Annotated in this window: 15 protein-coding genes; 13 read left to right on the top strand and 2 right to left on the bottom strand. The window is 72.4% G+C overall.

The annotated features are described in order from the left end of the window. The first annotated feature begins 30 nt into the window (after positions 1-30). The 4 genes from LZ495_RS30000 (at position 31) to LZ495_RS29985 (ending at position 4,444) form a co-directional block, all read left to right on the top strand. A complete protein-coding gene (locus tag LZ495_RS30000; protein WP_308268183.1) occupies positions 31-546 on the top strand; it encodes a MerR family transcriptional regulator in 516 nt (171 codons plus the stop codon). Between the two features lie 201 nt (positions 547-747). Then, positions 748-2,646: a vWA domain-containing protein gene (locus tag LZ495_RS29995; protein WP_235052853.1), complete on the top strand. Its 1,899-nt coding sequence runs from the start codon at positions 748-750 to the stop codon at positions 2,644-2,646. 106 nt (positions 2,647-2,752) lie between these two features. Then, positions 2,753-3,754, top strand: a complete 1,002-nt coding sequence (locus LZ495_RS29990) for an AraC family transcriptional regulator (RefSeq protein ID WP_235052854.1) — start codon at positions 2,753-2,755, stop codon at positions 3,752-3,754. A gap of 414 nt (positions 3,755-4,168) precedes the next feature. Then, positions 4,169-4,444 (top strand): hypothetical protein, encoded by a 276-nt coding sequence (locus LZ495_RS29985; RefSeq protein WP_235052855.1) that lies wholly within the window; start codon positions 4,169-4,171, stop codon positions 4,442-4,444. Positions 4,445-4,531: 87 nt separating this feature from the next. Here the strand turns inward: LZ495_RS29985 and meaB are convergent, their stop codons facing one another. Further along, positions 4,532-5,473, bottom strand: coding sequence for a methylmalonyl Co-A mutase-associated GTPase MeaB (meaB, locus tag LZ495_RS29980; RefSeq protein ID WP_235052880.1), 942 nt, complete (start codon positions 5,471-5,473; stop codon positions 4,532-4,534). 324 nt (positions 5,474-5,797) lie between these two features. Beyond that, positions 5,798-6,988, bottom strand: a complete 1,191-nt coding sequence (locus tag LZ495_RS29975) for an acetyl-CoA C-acetyltransferase (RefSeq protein WP_235052856.1) — start codon at positions 6,986-6,988, stop codon at positions 5,798-5,800. A gap of 193 nt (positions 6,989-7,181) precedes the next feature. Here LZ495_RS29975 and mce point away from each other — a divergent pair, with 193 nt between their 5' ends. The 9 genes from mce to LZ495_RS29930 all read left to right on the top strand — a co-directional run bounded on the left by mce (position 7,182) and on the right by LZ495_RS29930 (position 21,589). Beyond that, positions 7,182-7,619: a methylmalonyl-CoA epimerase gene (gene mce / locus LZ495_RS29970; RefSeq protein WP_235052857.1), complete on the top strand. Its 438-nt coding sequence runs from the start codon at positions 7,182-7,184 to the stop codon at positions 7,617-7,619. Positions 7,620-7,799: 180 nt separating this feature from the next. Further along, on the top strand, positions 7,800-9,137 hold the full coding sequence (gene ccrA / locus LZ495_RS29965) for a crotonyl-CoA carboxylase/reductase (protein ID WP_235056077.1): 1,338 nt from the start codon (positions 7,800-7,802) through the stop codon (positions 9,135-9,137). Positions 9,138-9,436: 299 nt separating this feature from the next. After that, a complete protein-coding gene (locus LZ495_RS29960) occupies positions 9,437-13,747 on the top strand; it encodes a polarized growth protein Scy-related protein (RefSeq protein ID WP_235056076.1) in 4,311 nt (1,436 codons plus the stop codon). Positions 13,748-13,856: 109 nt separating this feature from the next. Beyond that, positions 13,857-14,795, top strand: a complete 939-nt coding sequence (locus LZ495_RS29955; RefSeq protein WP_235056075.1) for a coiled-coil domain-containing protein — start codon at positions 13,857-13,859, stop codon at positions 14,793-14,795. Between the two features lie 94 nt (positions 14,796-14,889). Then, positions 14,890-16,179 (top strand): AI-2E family transporter, encoded by a 1,290-nt coding sequence (locus LZ495_RS29950; protein ID WP_235056074.1) that lies wholly within the window; start codon positions 14,890-14,892, stop codon positions 16,177-16,179. Between the two features lie 190 nt (positions 16,180-16,369). After that, the gene (locus tag LZ495_RS29945; protein ID WP_372498666.1) at positions 16,370-17,497 is read left to right on the top strand and encodes an ABC transporter ATP-binding protein; all 1,128 of its coding nucleotides are present in this window, start codon (positions 16,370-16,372) and stop codon (positions 17,495-17,497) included. 3 nt (positions 17,498-17,500) lie between these two features. Further along, entirely contained in the window at positions 17,501-18,514 is a 1,014-nt protein-coding gene (locus LZ495_RS29940) for an ABC-2 transporter permease family protein (protein WP_235056073.1), read from the top strand. Between the two features lie 196 nt (positions 18,515-18,710). Next, positions 18,711-21,149 carry a sensor histidine kinase gene (locus LZ495_RS29935; protein WP_235056072.1) on the top strand — a complete coding sequence of 813 codons (2,439 nt, stop codon included), beginning with the start codon at positions 18,711-18,713 and terminating at the stop codon, positions 21,147-21,149. Further along, entirely contained in the window at positions 21,146-21,589 is a 444-nt protein-coding gene (locus LZ495_RS29930) for a roadblock/LC7 domain-containing protein (RefSeq protein WP_235056071.1), read from the top strand. The genes LZ495_RS29935 and LZ495_RS29930 overlap by 4 nt, the downstream gene beginning before the upstream one ends. The last annotated feature ends 4 nt before the right edge of the window (positions 21,590-21,593 follow it).

Below are 21,593 nucleotides of genomic sequence, written 5' to 3'. Positions count from 1 at the left end.
CGGCCGAGAGCTGCCGGACGGGAGTCGCCCATGGACCTGAGCATCGGCGAGGTGGCGCAGCGCAGCGGGCTGAGCGTCCACACGCTGCGGTTCTACGAGCGGGAAGGCCTGTTCGCGAATCCGGTGCGCAGGCTGTCGAACGGCCGCCGGATCTACCACGAAGCCGACCTGGAGTGGCTGGCGATCTGCACGAAGCTGCGCGCCTCCGGCATGTCGCTCGCGACGATCCGGGAGTACATCGAACTTGCCTGCCAGGGGCCGGGCAACGAACGCGAGCGGCTCGAACTGCTGCGCCGGCACGAGGTGCAGGTGGAGGCGCAGATCCGCGAACTGCAGGAGACGCTGGCGGTGATGCGGCGGAAGGTCCGGATCTACGAGGACCACCTCGGCCGCGGCGAGGCCGACCGGCTGTGGAACCCGTCGCACCCGGACGCCGGCGCAAGGGCGGGGACGGGAACGGGAACGGGAACCGACCCGGGAGCCCGCGCCGCGGAAGCGGGCGCGGCAGGGGCCGACGAAACCGAGCGGGAGTGCCGTACCTCGTAGTACTGGCCCCGCGCGCCCACGGCCCGGGCAGCCGCCGATGCCCGAAGCGGCACCCGAAACAGCACCCGAAGCGCCGCTCCCTCGCGCTCCCCCGTCTCTCCCTCGCGTTCCCCTGATGACGCCGTTCCCGCGAGAGCCAGCGCCGAAGTCCGTGGTACCTGTGGATCTCGCTTCACGGACAGGGGGATCGTTTTGCGGCGATTGACAGGCATATGGGGACTCTTCGCGCTGACCGGCGCGCTGCTGACCGGGATACCGGCGCAGCCGGCCGCGGCGGCCGAGGGCGACGGGCGGCTGCTCGTCGCGCTCGACGTCTCGGGGTCGATGAACGAACCCGACGGCACCGGAGCACCGGGCGCCACCAAGATCTCCGCGGCCCGGTCCGCGATCGGCAGCCTCGTCGGCGGCGTGCCTGCCGCGTCTCCGCTGGGTCTGCGTACGTACGGCGGCAGTTGCACGTCGACGTCCCTGCTCGTGCCGGTCGGCCCGGTCGACAAGAGCGCGTTCGACAGTGCCGTGGCCGCGGTCCGCCCGTCGGGCGACACCCCCATCGCGCTCGCCCTCCAGAAGGCCGCCGCCGATCTGCCCGGCCCCGGGCGCCGCACGATCCTGCTGGTCTCCGACGGCAAGGAGACCTGCGGCGGCGACCCGGTCGCCGAGGCCCGCAAGCTGGCCGCGGCGGACATCGGCATCACGATCGACGTCATCGGCTTCCGCCTCGACAAGGCCGGCCAGGACCAGTTGACCGACGTGGCGCAGGCCGGCGGCGGCCGGTTCTACGACGTGCAGAGCGGCGCCGAGCTGGCCTCCCGGCTGCGCCGCGCCGCCGACCGGGCGCTGCGGCCGTACCGCCCCGCCGGCACGCCGGTGACCGGGACTCCGGTGCGTGAAACGGCTCCCGTGCTGCGGCCCGGCGAGTACCTGGACGTCATGCCGCCGACCACCGCCGGCGAACAGCCCTTCCGCCACTACGCGATCGACGTCCCGGCGGGGGCCACCGCGTACGCGTCGGCGACCGTCCCGCTCAATGCCCCGCCCGGCATCGGTGCGGCGAACGCGATCCGGGTCGGGATCACCACCGTCTCCGGCGAGGTCTGCGCGTCCAGCCGGCACCGGCGGGATGCCCCGAACGGCGGCTACGCGACCGCCCACGCGACGGCCACCATGCCGACCGGCGCCCAGGCGCCGAGCGGCACGTGCGGTGGCGGCGGACGGTTCCTGATCCAGGTGGACAACCTGGAGAACATGGTCACCGCGGGCCGATCGACCGCCGTCCCGATGGAGATCACCGTCCTGATCGCCCCCGAGGTGCGCAACTCCCAGGCGCTGCCCGCCGCCTGGACCCCCGGTGACACCCCCAAGGCCGAGGCCAAGAGCCCCGCCCCCACGGCGGTATCGGGCGGCGGTTCGTACGGCGATGCCCCGCTGCTGGGCGAAGGCGTGTTCACGGACACCGCCCGCCCGGGCGAGGAGATCTACTACCGCGTCCGCCTGGACTGGGGCCAGCGGCTCGTCTACCGCCTCGACCTGGCCGGGCTGCCCGCCGCGGAGCAGGCCGGGCTCGGCGGGAAGACGCTCGCCAACACCGGCCCGCTCAGCCCCGTACGCAACTGGGCACTGCTCCCCCGCGGCGGCGACGACTGGCGCGAATACACTGGCGCACCGCTGTCGTTCGACAGCGCCACCGCCCCGGTCCGGCACCGCAATCTGGAGAGCGGTCAGCCGTCGATCGCCGCCGCGTCGCTGCCCGGCGACTACTTCATCTGGCTGCAGATCGATCCCGAGAAGACCGACCCTGCCCTGGCCGTGCCGTTCACGTTGACCGTGGACGTGGTCGGCGATCCCGAAGGCGCGCCGCAGTACCGCGACTGGGCGAACCTCGGCGCGCCGGAGAAGCAACTCGCCTCGCCCGAAAGCGACACCAAGCCGAAGAGCCCGACACCCGGAGTCGAGCTGCCGCCCGGCGGAACAGACGTCATCCGCGACGACGACAACACGACATCCACCGCCGTCTGGATCACCGTGGCGACCGCCGGGGCAGTACTCGTCGCAGCAGGAGTCTGGGCAGTACGCCGCAAGCTCCGAGGTCCCGCCGCGTGACAAGGGATCGGCAGACCACTCAACTCGCCTGACAAGGCTGCCGGTTCACGATAGCCATGCCCTATTGTGAGCGCGGCATGATGGACCTAGTCCCGCGGTGGCAGCCATGGCAGATCCGTCCTCGCCTCCCTTGGTGGTCCCCTCCCTCCCCTGGAGGTTCAGCACCCGGACCACCGATATCGACCTGGCGAGTGCCCAGGGCGCCGAGACGTACTACCCGCTGCGCATGGGGGTGCTGGGGCGTGCACAGCGGTTCATGATGTCGATCGACGCCATGCAGCTCGGGGCCGTCCTCGTGGGGGATTGCCGCTTCGACGCGGACATCAGCATGGACTTCGAGGAACTGCGCGACTTCTATCACGTCAACATCCCGCTCTCGGGCCACCTGATCTCCACGAACCTCGGCAACGAGGTCATCGCGACCCCGCAGCACGCCGTCGTCTTCGGGCCGACCGGGAGCGTCCGGCTGAACCACTGGGATGCGGGAAGCCGCATCCTGTGCGTCAAGATCGGCCGGGTCGCGCTCGAGGCCGAGTTGGAGCGCCTCCTGCAGCGGCCGGTCCGCACGCCCATCAACCTCGCGCCCGCGCTGGACCTGTCCGGCGGCTACGGCCGGATCCTGCGTGACCTCGCCTGTCTGCTCGCCAGGCAGGTGGCGGCCGAAACACCGCTGGCCCGACAGGAGATCATCGGCGTGCCGCTGTGGCACAACATGCTCTCCCACCTGCTCGCGGCCGGCGAGCACGACTACCGGGACGAACTCCTCGGCCCGGGGCGGCCATGCCGCCCACCGGCCGTGAAGCGCGTCGTCGAGGCCATGCATGCCGCACCGGAGACGCCATTCACCGCGGCGTCCCTCGCGGATCTTGCGGGCGTCAGCATCCGCACACTCCAGGCCGCGTTCCGGACGTACGTGAACATGGCGCCAATGGCGTACCTCCGCAATGTGCGCCTGGAGCGTGTGCACGCGGAGCTGGCCGCGTCGCCGCCCACCCGCACGACCGTCACCGAGGTGGCGCACCGCTGGGGCTTCACCCATCTCGGGCGCTTTGCCGCCGCGTACGGCCGGAAGTACGGCGTGCCCCCGTCCGAGACCCTGTGGTCCTGATCCGACGCGGCACTGCCCCAAGAAAATTGCCTGCGCAAAGCGGCCAGGCTGCGCGCAACGCGGATCGCGGGCACATGCCGGCGGCCGTACGTTCGAGTCCAGGGATCCGATGGGGGACGGGGAAGCCCGATGGGTGCAACAGCGAAGCGAACAGTGGTAGTTGCCTTGATCGCGACCTCAGTGGCGGTAGCCGCCGCGGCCTGCCGGGGCGGGGGCTCGGCAGGCCGCGGTACCGGAGGCAAGGTGGAACAGGGCGTCACGGCCGGCGCGGACATCATCGAGGGAATCCAGGGCGCAGGCCCGCCGGACGCTCCGGGGGTCCCGGGCGGGTCCGCGGCAGGGGGCGCGTCAGGCGGCGCCGGGCAGCCAGGCGGTGGTGGTTCCGCCTGCATCGGGACGTACTCCTTCGCCCGCTTGACCATCGGGACACAGGTGATGACCGGCGACGCCCAACTGACCATCGACAAGTACGGCGCGGGCTCCTGGGCGATGACCCGGCCGAGTGCCGTTTCCGACAGCTTCACGGCCGCAGGCGGTCGCTATACGTCGCTGGGGCGGTCCACGAACCCGCCGACATCGGTCGACGGGTTCAGCTGCACCGCACAAGGAACGCAGGTGACGCTGACCGGCATCAACGCCAAGCAGGCCCGCTGGACCCTGGTACTCACCAAGGCCGCCGGAACCCGGTAGTGGCGCCGGCCGCGTCGATCGGAAGGGCCGGGCCGGGCGGCACGGGCCGGACTCCGCAAGCCGAACCCCGCGAGGCGGACCGGGCGCTCAGCCTTGCGCCAAGCCGTCGATGAGCTCGTCCGCGGCCGCGTACGGGTCGAGGGTGCCCGCCAGGATCCGGTCGGCGAGGCCGTCCGCGCGCCGCCCCTCGGCGACATCGCCCATGCGGGACCGGAGTTCGGCCAGCGCGATGGCCTCGATCTCGGCCCGTACGCGGCGCCGGCGGCGCAGGTCGAGGGTGCCGTTCGCGGCCATCCACGCGCGGTGCTTCTCCAGTGCCTCGACGACCTCGTCCAGGCCCTCGCCGCGCGAGGCGACGGTCTTGAGGATCGGCGGGCGCCACGACTCCGGGCCGCGCGAAGGGCCCAGCGACAGCATGTGGTTGAGCTCTCGCGCGGTGGTCTGGGCGCCGTCGCGGTCGGCTTTGTTGACCACGTAGACGTCGCCGATCTCCAGGATCCCGGCCTTGGCGGCCTGGATCCCGTCGCCCATGCCGGGGGCCATCAGGACCACGGTGGTGTCGGCCGCCGACGCGACCTCGATCTCGGACTGCCCGACGCCCACGGTCTCGACGAGGATCACGTCGCAGCCGGCCGCGTCCAGCACGCGCAGCGCCTGCGGGGTGGCCCACGCCAGCCCGCCGAGGTGGCCGCGCGAGGCCATCGAGCGGATGAAGACGCCGGTGTCGGTGGCGTGCTCCTGCATGCGGATCCGGTCGCCGAGCAGCGCGCCGCCGGAGAACGGCGACGAGGGGTCGACGGCCAGTACCCCGACCCGCTTGCCGACCGCGCGGTACGCGGAGACCAGTGCGGACGTGGACGTCGACTTGCCCACCCCGGGCGGCCCCGTGAGCCCCACGACGTACGCCTGCCCGGTGTGCGGCGCCAGCGCGGCCATCACCTCGCGCAGGCTCGGCGAGGCGTCCTCGACCAGCGAGATCAGCCGCGCCACCGCCCGCGGCTGCCCCGCCCGCGCCTGCTCGACCAGCATGGCCACATCCGTGCGCCGGGCCAACACGACTCCTTCGGGTCGGACGGCGGGCGCGGTCGTGCCCCGCCCGTGGACAGTGCCCGGCGCCTGCGCCCGCACACCTGATGGACCCCCGGGTGGGGGCGATGGCGCCGGTCGGGTCGAGCGGACGGCGGGTGCCGGATCGGCATACGGGCCGATACGACGAGCGTGCGGTGCGCGGGTGGACCACCCGCTCACCGCACGCTCGCGAGAACTACCGGCCGTGCAGGTCGGCGCGCACCGGTCGGCGGAGTTGCCCGCCGCCGCCTGGTGCGTGCCGTGCCGTACCGCGCGGGTCGGGCGTCAGCCCTGCTGCGGAACCGTCAGGATCAGCGCGTCGCCCTGGCCGCCGCCGCCGCACAGGGCCGCCGCGCCGGTGCCGCCGCCGCGGCGCTTGAGCTCGAGCGCCAGGTGCAGCACCACGCGGGCGCCGGACATGCCGATCGGGTGGCCGAGCGCGATGGCGCCGCCGTTGACATTCACCTTCTCGCCGTCCACGCCCAGGTCGCGCATGGACTGGATGCCGACCGACGCGAAGGCCTCGTTGATCTCGATGAGGTCCAGGTCCTCGACCGCCAGGCCCTGCTTGCCGAGCGCGTGCTTGATGGCGTTGGACGGCTGCGACTGCAGCGAGTTGTCCGGGCCGGCCACGTTGCCGTGCGCGCCGATCTCGGCGAGCCACTCGATGCCCAGCTCCTCGGCCTTCGCCTTGGACATGACCACGACCGCGGCGGCACCGTCGGAGATCTGCGACGCGGAGCCGGCCGTGATGGTGCCGTCCTTGGTGAACGCGGGGCGCAGCTTGCCCAGCGACTCGGCCGTGGTGTCCGCGCGCACGCCCTCGTCGACCGAGAACTGCACCGGGTCGCCCTTGCGCTGCGGGATGGCCACCGGGACGATCTCGTCGTCGAAGACGCCGTTCTTCTGGGCCGCGGCGGCGAGCTGGTGCGAGCGCGCCGAGAAGGCGTCCTGCTCCTCGCGCGAGATGCCCAGCTTGGCGTTGTGGTACTCGGTCGACTCGCCCATCGGGATGTTGTCGAACGCGTCGGTGAGACCGTCGTACGCCATGGCGTCCAACATCTCGATGGCGCCGTACTTGAAGCCCTCGCGCGACTTCGGCAGCAGGTGCGGGGCGTTGGTCATGGACTCCATGCCGCCGGCCACCACGATGTCGAACTCGCCCGCGCGGATGAGCTGGTCGGCGAGCGCGATGGCGTCCAGGCCGGAGAGGCAGACCTTGTTGATGGTCAGCGACGGGACGCCCATCGGGATGCCGGCCTTGACCGACGCCTGGCGGGCGGGCATCTGGCCCGCGCCGGCCTGCAGCACCTGGCCCATGATCACGTACTGCACCTGGTCGCCCGCGACGCCGGCGCGCTCCAGCGCGGCCTTGATCACGATGCCGCCGAGGTCGGTGGCGGAGAAGCCCTTGAGGGAGCCGAGCAGTCGGCCCATGGGCGTGCGCGCCCCGGCGACGATGACAGAACCGGCCATGAGAGTGGCCTCCAGAGAGGTGAAGTGAGGGTTTGGGCGGAAACATACCCGCCTGTGTGTCGTGGTCGGCAGGGGTCCTGTTGTGACAGAACGCACGACCCACCTCAGGAGACCGGATGCGGTCTCGACCATAGTGTCGCTTAGACAAACAGGGTACCTACTCAGAGGTAACCCTTAAGACCCGGGAGGGCACGTGCTCACGCGCATCGACCACATCGGCATCGCCTGCCGCAACCTCGACGAGACCGTGAAGTTCTACGAGGAGACGTACGGCTTCACCGTCTTCCACAGCGAGGTCAACGAGGAGCAGGGCGTCCGCGAGGCCATGCTCAAGATCAACGAGACGAGCGACGGCGGCGCCTCGTACCTGCAGCTCCTGGAGCCGATCCGGGAGGACTCCACGGTCGCCAAGTGGCTGGAGAAGAACGGCGAGGGCGTGCACCACATCGCCTTCGGCACCGCGGACGTGGACGGCGACGCGGACGCGATCCGCGGCAAGGGCGTCCGGGTCCTGTACGACGAGCCCCGGCGTGGTTCCATGGGCTCGCGCATCACGTTCCTGCACCCCAAGGACTGCCACGGCGTGCTGACCGAACTGGTCACCTCGGCCCCGGCCGACGCCGAGCACTGAGCCCGGCACCGCGCACGGAACCACCGGCCCGCACACCCTCGGCGGGCTGACAGAACGTCAAACCGGGGGCGGGATTCCTACGGGCCCGCCCCTTGGCATACCCCGGTGCCGAGCCTTACGTTACCGATGGGTAATTTCTCGCCAACCCTCAACTCCCGACGCCGACCCTGGAGGCCGACGATGAAGGAGATCCTCGACGCCATCCTCGCTGGGGACACCCCGCAGGAAGCGTACGAAGCCCTTCCCCTGCCCGAGTCCTACCGCGCCGTCACCGTCCACAAGGACGAAGAGACGATGTTCGACGGGCTCGAGTCCCGCGAGAAGGACCCGCGCCTGGCGCTGCACGTCGAAGACGTCGCGCTGCCCGAGCTGGGCCCGGGCGAGGCGCTGATCGCGGTGATGGCCTCGGCCATCAACTACAACACCGTGTGGACCTCGATCTTCGAGCCGGTCTCGACCTTCCGCTTCCTGGAGCGGTACGGCCGGACCTCCCCGCTCACCAAGCGCCACGACCTGCCGTACCACGTGGTCGGCTCGGACCTGGCCGGCGTCGTGCTGCGCACCGGTCCCGGCGTGAACGCCTGGAAGCCCGGAGCCGAGGTCGTCGCGCACTGCCTGTCCGTGGAGCTGGAGAGCCCGGACGGCCACAGCGACACCATGCTCGACCCCGAGCAGCGCATCTGGGGCTTCGAGACCAACTTCGGCGGCCTGGCGCACATCGCCCTGGTCAAGAGCAACCAGCTCATGCCGAAGCCGGCCCACCTCACCTGGGAAGAGGCCGCCTCCCCGGGCCTGGTCAACTCGACCGCCTACCGCCAGCTCGTCTCCCGCAACGGCGCCGGCATGAAGCAGGGCGACAACGTGCTGATCTGGGGCGCCTCCGGCGGCCTGGGCTCGTACGCGACGCAGTTCGCGCTGAACGGCGGCGCCACCCCGATCTGCGTCGTCTCCTCCGAGGACAAGGCGCAGATCTGCCGCGACATGGGCGCGGACCTGGTGATCGACCGCCGTGCCGAGGACTTCAAGTTCTGGAAGGACGAACGCACCCAGGACCCGAAGGAGTGGAACCGCTTCGGCAAGCTCATCCGCGAGCTGACCGGCGGCGAGGACGTCGACATCGTCTTCGAGCACCCGGGCCGCGAGACCTTCGGCGCCTCGGTGTACGTCACCCGCAAGGGCGGCACCATCGTGACCTGCGCGTCTACCTCGGGCTTCGTGCACGAGTACGACAACCGCTACCTGTGGATGAACCTCAAGCGCATCGTCGGCTCGCACTTCGCCAACTACCGCGAGTCGTGGGAGGCCAACCGCCTCATCGCGCAGGGCAAGATCCACCCGACGCTGTCCCGCAGCTACTCGATGGACGAGGTCGGCCAGGCCGCGTACGACGTGCACCGCAACCTCCACCAGGGCAAGGTCGGCGTGCTGTGCCTGGCCCCCGAGGAGGGCCTGGGCGTGCGCAACCACGAACTGCGCGCCAAGCACATCAACGAGATCAACCGCTTCCGCAACGTGTGACGCCTCTCACGGAGGCCTCCGCGTCCGCAGCGTGACGCAGCTCAAGGTGCCGCGTCAGGGAATTCGTTCCCTGACGCGGCACTAAGCTTTCCCGTGATCTGACACCATTTCCCTGGCGGACACCGCACGCGGCGCGGTGGGGGCTACGGTGGCTCCTTGCACCGGATCTCGGGCGCCGGGGCCGCCTCGGCCTGTCGCAAGAGCGGTCGGGAGCGGTCGGGATCTGACAGGATCTGCCGGATCCGCGTCGGACGCGGTTCGGATACGGTAATCGGCGCTGGTGAGGACGCGGCCACGGGATGGAGTGGGACCCCACAGTGCGGGGCAACGACCGCTACGAGGGTGGTGACGACGGCCTCGGCCGGATCGAAGCCGAGATGAAGCGGCTGCGAACCGAGCGCGAGGAGACTGTCGCGCACGCGGAAGACCTCGGATATCAGGTCGAGGTCCTTCGCGCGAAGCTGCATGACCTCAGACGCCAGCTCGCGGTCCCCCGCTTCGACAGCAACTCCCTCGGCAGCCAGGCCGAGCAGATGCTGCGCAACGCCCAGATCCAGGCCGATCAGGTCCGGGCGGACGCCGAACGCGAACTGGCGGAGTCGCGCGCCCACACCCAGCGCGTCATGCAGGAGGCGGCCCAGCGGTCCGCCCAGCACGAGGCCGAGTGGCAGGCCGAGATCCAGGCCCGGCGCCGCCGCCTCGAAGAAGAGCTCGCGCACGCCCGGCAGGCCACCGAGGCCCGGGTGGGCGAGAACGTCGCATGGGCCGAGCAGGTCCGCGCGCAGGCCGACGAGCGCGCCCGCCAGATGGTCGAAGGCGCCCGGGCCGAGGCCGAGCGCCTGCTCGCCGACGCCGCCGCGCAGGCCGGCGCGGCCCGTGAGCAGGCCTCCGGGGCCGCCCAGACCGCCCGCGCCGAGGCCGACGCCATCCTGGCCCGCGCGCAGGCCGAGGCGGACCGCATGCTGGCCGCCGCGCAGCAGCGCGCCGAATCGGTCGGCGAGCAGGTCGAGCAGATCAAGTCCGGCACCCGCAGCCAGGCCGAGGCGCTCGTGGTGGACGCCCGCGCCGAGGCCGAGCGGATCCGCGGCGCGGCCCAGGCCGAGGCGCAGCGCGTCACCGGCGAGGCGGCGTCGCGCGCCGAGGGCACGTCCGCGGACACCGCGCAGCTGCTGCAGGAGACCCAGGCCGAGGTCGCGCGGCTGCGCGCCGAGGCGGCCGCCGAGGCCGAGCGCCACCAGGCGGAGGCCGAGCAGCTGCGGGCCGAGGCCGAGACACTCCTCGAAGTGGCCGGCACGGACGCCGCCGAGCGCCTGCAGGCCGCGACCGCGGGTGCCGAGGAACTCCTCGGCAAGGCCCGTACCGAGGCCGAGCAGCACGCTGCCGCGGTCCGCACCGAGGTGGCCGAGCTGCTCGCCGCAGCCCGTACCGAGGCCGCCGAACTGGCCGAGCAGGCCCGGGCCGAGGCCGAGCGCCTCCGCACCGAGGGGGCCGCCGAGGCCGACCGGCTGCGGACCGACGCCGAGCGCGTCCGGGCTGAGGCCGAGGCGGACGCCGGGACGCTGCGTGCCGTCGCCGAGGAGGAGACCGGGCAACTCCGGTCGACCGCCGCGGAGGAGGCCGAGCAGCTCCGTACCGCCGCCGCCGAGGAAGCCGAACGGGTCCGTGCCGCGGCCGCGGCCGCCGCCGAGCAGCTGCGGGCCGAGACCGCCGAGGACGTCGAGCGGCTGCGCACCGAGGCCGAGGCGGATGCCGCGCGCCTGCGCACCGAGACCGTCGCCGAGGCCGAGGCGGCCCGCGACGCCGCGCTCGCCGAGGCGGAGGCGGCCCGCGAGAAGGCCCTCGGCGTGCACGCCGAGGTCACCGCGGCGATAGACGAACGCCGAGCCGAGGCCGAGCGGATGACCGCCGAGGCCGAGGCCCGCGTCGGGGCCGCCGAGACCGAGGCGGCCGAGCGCCGGGCGGCCGCGGAGACCGCCGCCGCGGAGCTGCTGGCCAAGGCCGCCGCGGACGCGGAGAAGCTGCGCGCGGACGCCGAGCAGGCCCGTACCGAGACCGAGACGGCCGCCGCCGAGCACCTGGCGGCCGCCACCGCGGCCGCCGAGGAACTCCTGGCCACCGCCAAGGCCGAGGCCGAGAAGCTCCGCGCGGACGCGGCCCGGCTGGTCGCCGAGGCCGAGGCCGGCGCCGCCGAGCGCCTGGACACCGCGGGCACCGCCGCCGACGAACTGCTCGCCAAGGCCCGGACCGAGGCCGAACGCACCACCTCCGAGGCCCGCACCGAGGCGGACGAGCTGCGCGCCCGCGCGCAGACCGACGCCGAGGCCGTCGAGGCCCGCACCCGCGAGACCGGCTCCCGGCTGATCGCCGAGGCGAAGACGCACACCGCCGAGGTGAAGGCGCGCGCCGAGGCCGAAGGCGAGGAGATCCTCGAACGGGCGCGGGCCGAATCGGGGAAGCTGCGCGAGAAGGCGGTCGCCGACACCGCCCGGCTGCGCGATCTGACGCAGCGTCAGCAAGCCGAGTCCGCCGAGCGCTTGGAGCAGGCCCGGGCCGAGGCCGAGCGGCTGACCGCGGAGTCGGTCGAGGCCGCCGAGGCGCTGCGCGCCGGCGCGGAAGCCGAGGCCGCCGAACTGCTCGCCACGGCCAAGGCCGAGGCGGACCGCGTCCAGGAGCAGGCCGCCGAGGCCGCCGGGCGCTCGCACGCGGAGGCCGAGGAACTCCTCGCGAAGGCGAAGACCGAGGCCGAACGCGTCCAGCGGCAGGCCGCCGAGGCGGCCGGCCGCTCCCATGCCGAGGCCGAGGAACTCCTCGCCGGGGCACGGGCCGAGGCCGCCAAGAGCACCGAGGACGCGACCCGCGGCGCCGAAGAACTGCTGAAGGCCGCCGAGGCGCGGGCCGCCGCGCTACGCAACGAGGCGGAGACCAAGCGCGCCGAGGCCGCGGCCGCCCTGCAGAACGCCCGCGACGAGGCCGCGGCCCTGCTCGAGCAGGCCCGGGCCGACGCCGCCAAGCGGACCGAGACCGCGGCCAAGGCCGCCGAGGACCTGCTCGCCAAGACGCGCGCCGAAGCCGAGGAACTCCTCGGCGACGCGCGCGGCGAGGGCGAGGGCATCCGCAACGCCGCCCGCCGGGACGCCGCCGACCTGCGCGCCGACACCGAGGCCGCGGCCCGCAAGGCCCGCGACGACGCCGCCGCGGCCGCCGCGCGTACCGTCGGCGAGGCCGAGCAGGCCGCCGCCGACGTCCGCGAGACCGCCCGGCAGGCCCTCGAAGAGGCCCGCCTGGAAGTCGTCGACCTGCGCGACCGCACCCAGGCCCGGGCCCGCGAACTCCTCGAGGCCGCCGAGGGCAAGGCCCGCGAAATCGCCGAGTCCGCGCAGCTCAAGCTGCGCAAGGCCGAGGACGACGGGGCCCGCATCATCCGCGACGCCAAGGGCGAGGCGGAGACCGTCCGGGCCGCGGTGACCGGAATAGAGGAGGCCGCGCACGAAGAGATGGCGCGCCTCCGCACCGAGGCCGAACGCGAGTTGGCCAAGTCGCGCGACGAGGCGCAGACCCACCTGGTGCGCGCCCGGGCCGAGGCGGACGCGACGGTCACCGCCGCGCGCAAGCACGCCGAGCGCCTCAAGACCGACTCCGAGCGCGAGGCCGAACGCACCCGCACCGCAGGCCGCGACGAGGCGACCGCGACGCTCAAGTCCGCCGAGGCGGACGCCGCGTCGATGCGCGAGAAGGCCAAGGCGGCCCTCGACAAGGCGGTCGACGAGGCCGAGGACACCCTGGTCAAGACCAAGGGCCACGTCACCGAACTCGTCGCCCAGGCCCAGCGCAAGGCCGAGCAGCAGCTCAAGTCGGCATCCGAGACGGCGGCCAAGACGCTTGCCGACGCGGAGGCCGAGGACACCCGGCTGCGCGCCGAGGCCGCCGCGGTCATAGAGAAGGCCCGTACCGACTCGGACAAGATGATCGGCGAGACGCGGCGCGACACCACCGCGACCCGCGAACGCGCCGACAAGGAAGCCGAAGAGCTCGTCGAAGGCGCCCGCAAGCAGGCCGCGGAAAGCCTGCAGTCCGCGGGCAAGCGGGTGGACGCACTGGTCGAGGCGGCCGAGGAGCAATGCGCGAAGTCCGTTGCGGAAGGCGAGAAGGCCAAATCCGAGGCAATGGACGAAGCCGACCGGATTCGCGACAAGGCCAGCTCCGAGGCCGATAGGGTACGTATCGCCGCGGTGAAGAAAGCCGAGGCGCTGCTGTCCGAAGCGGAGCAGCGGCTCGCCGACGCCCAGAAGGGCGCGGACGACCTGCGCGCGAAGGTGGCCGAGCAGATCGCCGCCGCACAGCGCGAAGCCCAGGCCGTCCGCCGGAAGACCGCGGCCGATGCCGACAGGATCTTGGACGACGCGCGGAGGGAGGCGGAAAGGCTGCGCAGCGAGGCCCGCCGCGAAGCCGAGCGTTCTCGCGCCGAGGGTCAGCGCAAGCTGGACGAGCTCAACCGCCGCCGCAAGGACATCGCGACCGAAATGGCCCGTGTGCAAGGCGTTTTGGATGCTTTGGCATCACCGGCGACCTCGTCTTCGGGCAAGAGCACTAGCACAGCACCACCCGATTGAGGGATGAAAGCCGGTTGTTCTGCGCAGCGCAGGTCGATGAGCCGTCTGTTTCGTGCCAGGATTCCACCCGTCACCTCATCCACAGCACCGGTCATACGACAGGAACCCCATGAGCGACACAAACTCTCCGCACGGCTTCGATCTCGTCCGCCGAGGGTACGAGCGTTCGCAGGTCGACGATCGCATCACGAAGCTCGTCTCTGACCGGGACAGCGCGTTGGCCCGCATCTCCGCTCTGGAGAAGCGCATCGAGGAACTGCACCTCGAAAGCCAGAACGTGCAGGCCCAGCTCGCCGACGCCGAGCCGTCGTACGCCGGGCTCGGCGCCCGCGTCGAGAAGATCCTGCGGCTGGCCGAGGAAGAGGCCAAGGACCTGCGCGAGGAGGCCCGCCGCGCGGCCGACCAGCACCGCGAGCTGGCCGAGGCGGCCGCGCAGCAGGTGCGGGCCGAGGCCGAGCAGTACGGCAAGGAGCGCAAGGCCAAGGCCGAGGACGAGGGCGCCCGCATCCTCGACAAGGCGAAGGCCGACTCCGCGCAGCTGCGCGCCGAGGCGTCCAAGGACGCCGCGACCAAGCGCGAGGAGGCGGACGCGCTCTTCGAGGAGACGCGCGCCAAGGCCGCCCAGGCCGCTGCCGACTTCGAGACCAACCTGGCCAAGCGCCGCGAGCAGTCCGAGCGCGACCTGGCGGCCCGTCAGGCCAAGGCCGAGAAGCGCCTGTCCGAGGTCGAGCACCGGGCCGAGCAGCTGCGCCTGGAGGCCGAGAAGCTGCGCACCGACGCCGAGCGCCGCTCGCGTCAGACCATCGAGACCGCGCAGCGCCAGGCCGACGACATCGTCGCGGACGCGCGCGCCAAGGCGGACCGCATCCGCAGCGAGTCCGAGCGCGAGCTCGCCGCGCTGACGCACCGCCGGGACAGCATCAACGCGCAGCTGACCAACGTGCGCGAGATGCTCGCGACGCTGACGGGTGCCGCGGTCGCGGCGGCCGGCGGAGTCGGGGACGACGACGACAAGCTGACCGGCGTGCCGGCCCAGCAGACCCGCTGAGCACCCGCCGGGCGGATCGCCGGGCACCTTTGCGGAAGCGGCCGTTCCGGATTTTCGGAACGGCCGCATCGCTTTTCCCTCTAGAGTCTCGCCGGTGAGCACCGACACCACGGCAGACACGTCGGACGCGGCAGACGCGTCGGACACGAACGGGGGCACCGCGGCCGGCGCTGCGGACCGCACGACGTCCGCGCCGCCGGCCTCCGCCGCACCCGGCGCGGCCCCGGCGGGCAAGTCCGCCGGCCCCGCCGCCCCGGCGGCCGGCGCCGCACCCGTACCCGGCCCTGCGCCCGCGCCGGTCTACGACTGGATCGACCCGTCCATCCCGGCCCCGAGGTTCGGCGAGCCCGGGCGGCCGCTGCGCCGCTCCTCGCCGTTCTACGTGGGCTTCTTCGGCGGCCTCGGGCTGATCACCGCGTGGTTCCTGGCGCAGGCGTTCACCGGGATCAAGGACGTCATCGTCCTGGTCGCGATCTCTTTCTTCCTGGCCGCCGGACTGAATCCGTTCGTGGAGCGCCTGCAGCGCGTGGGACTGCCGCGCAAATGGGCCGTGGTCACCGTCGGTCTCGGATTCCTGTTGGTGATCGCGGGGTTCATCACCGCGATAGCCCAACCGCTCGCCGAGCAGACCACGGATCTGATCAACAGCATTCCCGACAAGCTCACCGAACTCCTGCACAACGAGCAGTTCAAGAAGCTCGACGAGAAATACGACATCATCGAGAAGGCCAAGGAGGCGGCGGCCAGCGCCAATACCGCGGAATCCGTCGCGGGCGGCCTGCTGGGCTTCGGGAAGCTGATCCTGAACTCGGTGTTCGACACCCTGACCGTGCTGTGCCTGACGCTGTACTTCCTCGGTTCGCTGCCCGGCATCAAGGAAGCGATCTACCGGCTCTTCCCGGCGAGCCGCCGCCCGCGCGTCCGAGCACTGGGCAACGAGATCATCGGCGGCATCGGCGGCTACGTGAACGGCATGCTGCTGGTGGCCACATGCGCGGGCGTCTCGTCGTTCGTGTTCCTGACCGTGATCGACCTGGAGTACGCGCTGCCGCTGGCGCTGATCGTGGCGCTCACCGACCTGATCCCGATGATCGGTGCCACGATCGGCGCGGTCGTGGTCTCCGCGGTGGCGTTCTTCGACTCCCCCGGCAAGGCGCTGATCTGCATCATCTTCTACGTCTGCTACCAGCAGTTCGAGAACTACCTGGTCTACCCCAAGGTCATGAAGCGCGTCATCAACGTGCCGCCCGCGCTGACCGTGATCGCCGCGCTCATAGGCGCCGCGCTGCTCGGCGTCACCGGCGCGCTGCTCGCCATACCGGTGGCCGCGGCGGTACTTCTCATCATCCGCGAGGTGGTCACACCCCGTCAGGACAAGGTCTGAGTCGGGGCGCCCCCCTACACCGCAAGGATGAGACAAGGGACTTCCCTCGACCTTGGGAAGGTCGCCGATCCAGTCCTCCGAGAGACGTAGCGATGTCCCCGGTTCTCTACAGTGGGTGCCGACGACCACGACGCCCGATATCGGATTTTCCGTCGATATCCGGCGTCGTGGCACTTCCGAATGACCGCCGATGCCCGACGAGGACGCGATGATCGAAGCCCAAGGCTTGACGAAGAGGTACGGCAACAAGCTGGCGGTGGATCAGCTCTCCTTCCAGGTCCGGCCCGGCACGGTCACCGGGTTCCTCGGCCCGAACGGTGCGGGCAAGTCCACGACGATGCGCATGATCCTCGGCCTCGACTCCCCCACCGCGGGGAACGTCCTGGTCAACGGGCGTCCGTACGAGTACTTGTCGGCGCCGCTGCGCGAGGTCGGTGCGCTGCTGGACGCGAAGGCCATGCACGGCGGCCGCAGCGCCTACAACCACCTGCTGTGCCTCGCGCAGAGCAACGGCATCCCGCGCCGCCGCGTCGACGACGTGCTCAACATGGTCGGCATCACCGCGGTCGCGAAGAAGCGCACCAAGGGCTTCTCGCTGGGCATGGGGCAGCGCCTCGGCATCGCGTCGGCGCTGCTCGGCGACCCCGGGATCCTGATGTTCGACGAGCCGGTCAACGGCCTGGACCCGGAGGGCATCCTCTGGATCCGCAACCTGATGAAGGCGCTGGCCGCCGAAGGCCGCACGGTCTTCGTGTCCAGCCACCTGATGAGCGAGATGGAGGTGACCGCCGACCACCTGATCGTCATCGGGCAGGGCCGGCTGATCGCCGACACCTCGATGCGCGACTTCATCGAGCGCAACTCCCAGGCGTACACGGTGGTCCGCTCCCCGCAGGCCGACCAGCTGACCAAGCTGGTCACCGCGAAGGGCGGCACGGTGACTCCGGAAGGCGACAGCGGTGCGCTGCGCGTGACCGGTCCCGAGCCGGCCGCGATCGGCGACATGGCCGCCGAGCACGGCATCCGCCTGCACGAACTCTCGCCGCGCTTCGCCTCCCTCGAAGAGGTCTACATGCGGCTCACCCAGGGTGCGGTCGAGTACCGCGCGGGCCTGCCCGGCGGTCCGGGTGCGCCCGGCGCCCCGCAGGGCTGGGGGCAGCCGCAGCCGGGCTGGGGGCAGCCGCAGGGCGCCCCGGGCTGGGGTCAGCAGCAGCCGCAGGGCTGGGCGCCGCCGCCCGGGCCCGGCGGGCAGCCGTTCCCGCCGCAGGCGCCGCCCGCGCCGGCCCAGCAGGCCCCGACCCACGGAAGCGAGGCCTGAGCCATGGCCACCCCCACCCCTCAGCCTCAGCAGCCGAACCAGCCGCCCAACCAGCCGCCGCAGCCGGTCCCCGCAGGCGTGCACCAGGGTGCCGCGGCCAACGGCCACGCGTACGCCGCACCGCCGAACGCCGCACCGGGCGCGAACGGGCAGCCCGGCGGAGCACCGCAGTGGCAGCCGAACGGCCAGGCCCCGCATGGCGCCGGCGCCGTGCCCGCGCAGGGGCTCTACCAGCAGGCCCCGACCGGCAGCCTGCACTTCACCCGCATGCTGCAGTCCGAATGGACGAAGATCCGCACGGTCCGCTCCACGATGTGGTCGCTGCTCGTGATGGTCGTGCTCATCGTCGGTCTGGCCGCGCTGCTCGGTGCGACGGTGTCCGACAACGACGGCTCCGGGAACCCGGACCCGAGCGTCTCCCTCGCGCTGATCGGCGTGATGATCGCGCAGATCGCGGCGGCGACGCTGGGCGTGCTCACCATCTCGGCCGAGTACACCACCGGCATGATCCGCTCCACGCTGACCGCGTACCCGCGCCGCATCACGGTGCTGGCGGCCAAGTCGGTCGTGTTCGGCACGCTGATGTTCGTGGTCGGCCTGGTGGCGTGCTACCTCGCGTACCTCGTCTGCGATGCGGTGGTCGCGAGTGACGTGGCGGGCTCGTCGAGCGGCAAGGAGGTCGTCAAGGGCGTCGTGGGCTCGGCGACCTACCTGGCCCTGATCGGCCTGTTCGCGCTGGGCGTCGGCACGATGCTGCGGCACTCCGCGGGCGCCATCACGACCGTGCTCGGCATCATGCTGGTGCCGTCCATCTTCGGCGGCTTCATCCCGGGCAAGTTCGGCGACTGGGTCGTGGACTACTCGCCGATGATGCTGCTGATCAAGATGATCGCGCCGGCCGACGACGCGGACTTGGGCGGCGGCCTCGGCCCGTGGCCCGGCATGATCCTGATGGCCTGCTACGCCGCCGCCGCGCTGGTCGGTGCGGCCACGCTGATCAAGTCGCGCGACGTCTGATACTGCGTCCCGTCACGCGGCTCACGCGTACGAATGCGAAGCCCCGTCCGGCTTGTCCCGGACGGGGCTTCGCGTTTTGCGGCTTTGCATACGGTTGCGTACTGGCAACATTGCCAAAGGAGTTGTTGGAACCGGGACCATCCGCCCGAGAAGTGTGAGGATAGGATCGCTAGCCATGTTTCGGGAGGGGACGAAAATGGCCGGGGGACAGCGGGGCCGCAGCAGCCCGGGAGCCGATCCTGACCTGCTGTCAGGCGGCCTGCCCGACAAGCGGATCACGCCCGTCAGCGGGCCCGCGGTGGCGACCGCGACCGCGGCCGGCGTACTCGGCCTGACCGCTGCGGTCATCTCGATCCTGACCCTGGTCTCGGACGGTGCGCACCTGCACGCGGGCATCGTCGCGCTCTTCTACGTCCCGTCCGGCATCATCGGGGTCGTCTCCGCGGCCCTGCAGCGCCGTTTCGTCGGCGACCACATGGCCGCACTCCAGGCCGAGATCGCGCGCCGCGACGAGGCGCAGCGCCGGCTCACCGAGGAGCTGGACCGCCGGGGCGGCGAGATCGCCGACCTGACGCGCCGCCAGCAGCTCCTGATCGCCGAGGACGACCTGCTGCGCGAACGCATGCAGGAATCCTTCGTGAACCTTTCGATGCGCTCGCTGACCCTGGTCGAGCGCCAGCTGGACCTGATCGAGAAGCTGGAGCGCACCGAGGAGAACGCTCAGCGCCTGGAAGACCTGTTCCGGCTGGACCACCTCGCCACCCGCATGCGGCGCAACAGCGAGAACGTCCTGGTGCTCGCGGACGCCGACGAGCACCACGGGCACCGCCCGCCCGGCACGCTCCTCGACGTCGTACGCGCCGCGGTGTCCGAGATCGAGTTCTACGAGCGCATCGACATCGGCCACATCCCCCGGGCCGAGATGGCCGGGCACACCGCCGACGACATCAGCCACCTGCTGGCCGAACTCCTGGAGAACGCGGCGGCGTACTCGCCGCCCGGCACGCGCGTCACCATCGCCGGCCGCACGCTGGAGAACCGCGGCATCCTGCTGACCGTCGAGGACGAGGGCTTCGGTGTCGCGCCGGACCGGCTGCCCGAGCTGAACGCCCAGCTCCAGGGCGGCCGTGCCGCCGCGGGCGCCTCGGACCTCGCCGGCCTCGGCGTCTTCGTGGTCGGCGCGCTCGCGGTACGCCACGGCGTGCGCGTGCAGCTGCGCCCGCGCCGCGAGGGCGGCCTCGCCGCGATCGTGATGCTCCCGGTGTCCCTCATCCACGGCCCGGGCCCCACGCCGACCGAGATCACCCGCGAACGCGAACTCACCCGCGAGCAGGCCGCGCTGGCCCGGGTCCGGCAGAAGGCCGCCCTGACGGCCACCCCGGCCGCCCAGGGACCCGCCGAACCGGCACCGGTGGACGCGGCGGCACCGGTCGCGGCCACCGAGACGCCCGCAGCCGCCGAGATACCCGGCGCTGCGGCGGCCGCGGACGCCGCAGCGCCCGAAGCCGCGGAACTGCCGCCCCTGCCCCGGCGCGAGCCGATACGCCCGGTGTCCGATGCGGACGCCCCGGCCCACGGCGACCGGTCCGCCGCGGCCGAGCCGGCCGCACCGACCCGCACTCCGGGCCGGCACGCCGCAGCATCCGCGGAGCCGGTTCCGGCCTCCGCCCCTCAGCCGCAGCCGCAGCCGCAGCCGCAAGTGCAGCCGCGTGCGGAGACGCTGGACGACCTCAATGCGACCCGGCTGCTCGCCGCGCTGACCGCGTACGGCCAGGTGGACGGCGACGAGGCCGTCCCGTTCGTCCCGCAGGGCAACCCGGCAGCAGGCGCGGGCACCTTGCCCCGCCGCGGCGGGGCAGCCCCTGCCGAGCCGGTGGAGGCCGCGGGCGCCACGAGTACGGCTCTCCCCTCGCTGCCGCGGCGGGGCGGTCACGCCCCGGCCCGCGAGAACGAGTCCGTCGGCCGAATCGATGCGCCGGACGCAGATGCACCCCCGCTCACCCGCCGCGAAGCGCCCGCCCCGCCCCCCGAACCCGCCCCGGAGGCCCCTCCGCTGCTGCCGCGCCGCGGTGCCGGGGTACGCCGCGGCGCCACCGCGGCCGCGGCCCTGGCGTCGGCATCCGCCCCGCCCGCCCCGTACCGCGACGACACCCCGGTGCACGGCTCGCCGATCGGGATCACCAGCGCGGGCCTGCCCAAGCGCCTCCCGCGCACGGACGCGGCAGGCGTCTCCGGGGCAGCCCCTGGACTGTCCCCCGGCGCCGCCGGTCCGGCCGGCGCCGCAGCCCCCGCGAACCCCGCTTCGGTACGCGACAGCGGGCCTATCGCGGCCGAGGAACTGCGGCGTAGGCTCAGCGGATTCCAGATGGGCAGCACGGCCGCCCGGCAAGCGGCCGAGGAGGACGGCGCCGACGCGGTGACCCGGGTGATGCCCGTGCTGCCCGCCGACGCCGCTGCCCCCGGGCCTGCCGCACCACCGGGATCCGCACCGGATCCCGCCGCCGCGCTCCCGGACTCCGCCGCACCCCTCGAGACTGCTGCACCCCTCGAGACCGCTGCACCCGTCGAACCCGTCGATTCCGCAGGCAGCAGGACATCCGCCGCCGCACCGGCACCCGGAGGTGAGAACCGGTGACCGCACAGGACACCGCCGTCGTCCACGTGAAGTGGCTGGTGGACGGGCTGGCCCAGGACGTCCCCGGCATCCGGCAAGTCGTCCTCGTCTCGTCGGACGGGCTGCTGCTGGCCTCGGCCGGCGGCAACAACACCGAGGCCGGCGGTGAGCGCCTCGGCGCGATCGTGTCCGGCCTGGTGAGCCTCGCGCAGGGCGCGGCCCGGGTGATGGGGCTGGGCGAGGTGCGCCAGGAGATCGTCACGATGAGCGAGGGGCACGTCGTCGCGATGTCCATCAGCGACGGTTCCTGCCTCGGCGTGCATGCCGCGGGCACGTCGGATCTGGCCGTCATCGCCTATCAGATGACAGCATTCGTCCGCAGGGCCGGGCATGTCCTGACCCCGGCCCTCCGCGCCGAGCTCCACCGCAGCCACGAACCGGGCACCGAACCAGGGAGGTAGAACG

The organism is Yinghuangia soli (genome assembly GCF_021502675.1).
In the GTDB taxonomy this organism is placed as follows: domain Bacteria; phylum Actinomycetota; class Actinomycetes; order Streptomycetales; family Streptomycetaceae; genus Yinghuangia; species Yinghuangia soli.
Note: the sequence above shows the minus strand (reverse complement) of the source record. Positions and strands in the feature narration are given on the sequence as shown.

What these genes read in the sequence shown, in the direction of transcription:
- LZ495_RS30000 (WP_308268183.1), top strand. Translation starts at nt 31, where the DNA reads ATGGACCTGAGCATCGGCGAGGTGGCGCAGCGCAGCGGGCTGAGCGTC.
- LZ495_RS29990 (WP_235052854.1), top strand. Translation starts at nt 2,753, where the DNA reads ATGGCAGATCCGTCCTCGCCTCCCTTGGTGGTCCCCTCCCTCCCCTGG.
- meaB (WP_235052880.1), bottom strand. Translation starts at nt 5,473, where the DNA reads ATGCTGGTCGAGCAGGCGCGGGCGGGGCAGCCGCGGGCGGTGGCGCGG.
- LZ495_RS29975 (WP_235052856.1), bottom strand. Translation starts at nt 6,988, where the DNA reads ATGGCCGGTTCTGTCATCGTCGCCGGGGCGCGCACGCCCATGGGCCGA.
- ccrA (WP_235056077.1), top strand. Translation starts at nt 7,800, where the DNA reads ATGAAGGAGATCCTCGACGCCATCCTCGCTGGGGACACCCCGCAGGAA.
- LZ495_RS29960 (WP_235056076.1), top strand. Translation starts at nt 9,437, where the DNA reads ATGGAGTGGGACCCCACAGTGCGGGGCAACGACCGCTACGAGGGTGGT.
- LZ495_RS29955 (WP_235056075.1), top strand. Translation starts at nt 13,857, where the DNA reads ATGAGCGACACAAACTCTCCGCACGGCTTCGATCTCGTCCGCCGAGGG.
- LZ495_RS29945 (WP_372498666.1), top strand. Translation starts at nt 16,370, where the DNA reads ATGCCCGACGAGGACGCGATGATCGAAGCCCAAGGCTTGACGAAGAGG.
- LZ495_RS29940 (WP_235056073.1), top strand. Translation starts at nt 17,501, where the DNA reads ATGGCCACCCCCACCCCTCAGCCTCAGCAGCCGAACCAGCCGCCCAAC.
- LZ495_RS29935 (WP_235056072.1), top strand. Translation starts at nt 18,711, where the DNA reads ATGGCCGGGGGACAGCGGGGCCGCAGCAGCCCGGGAGCCGATCCTGAC.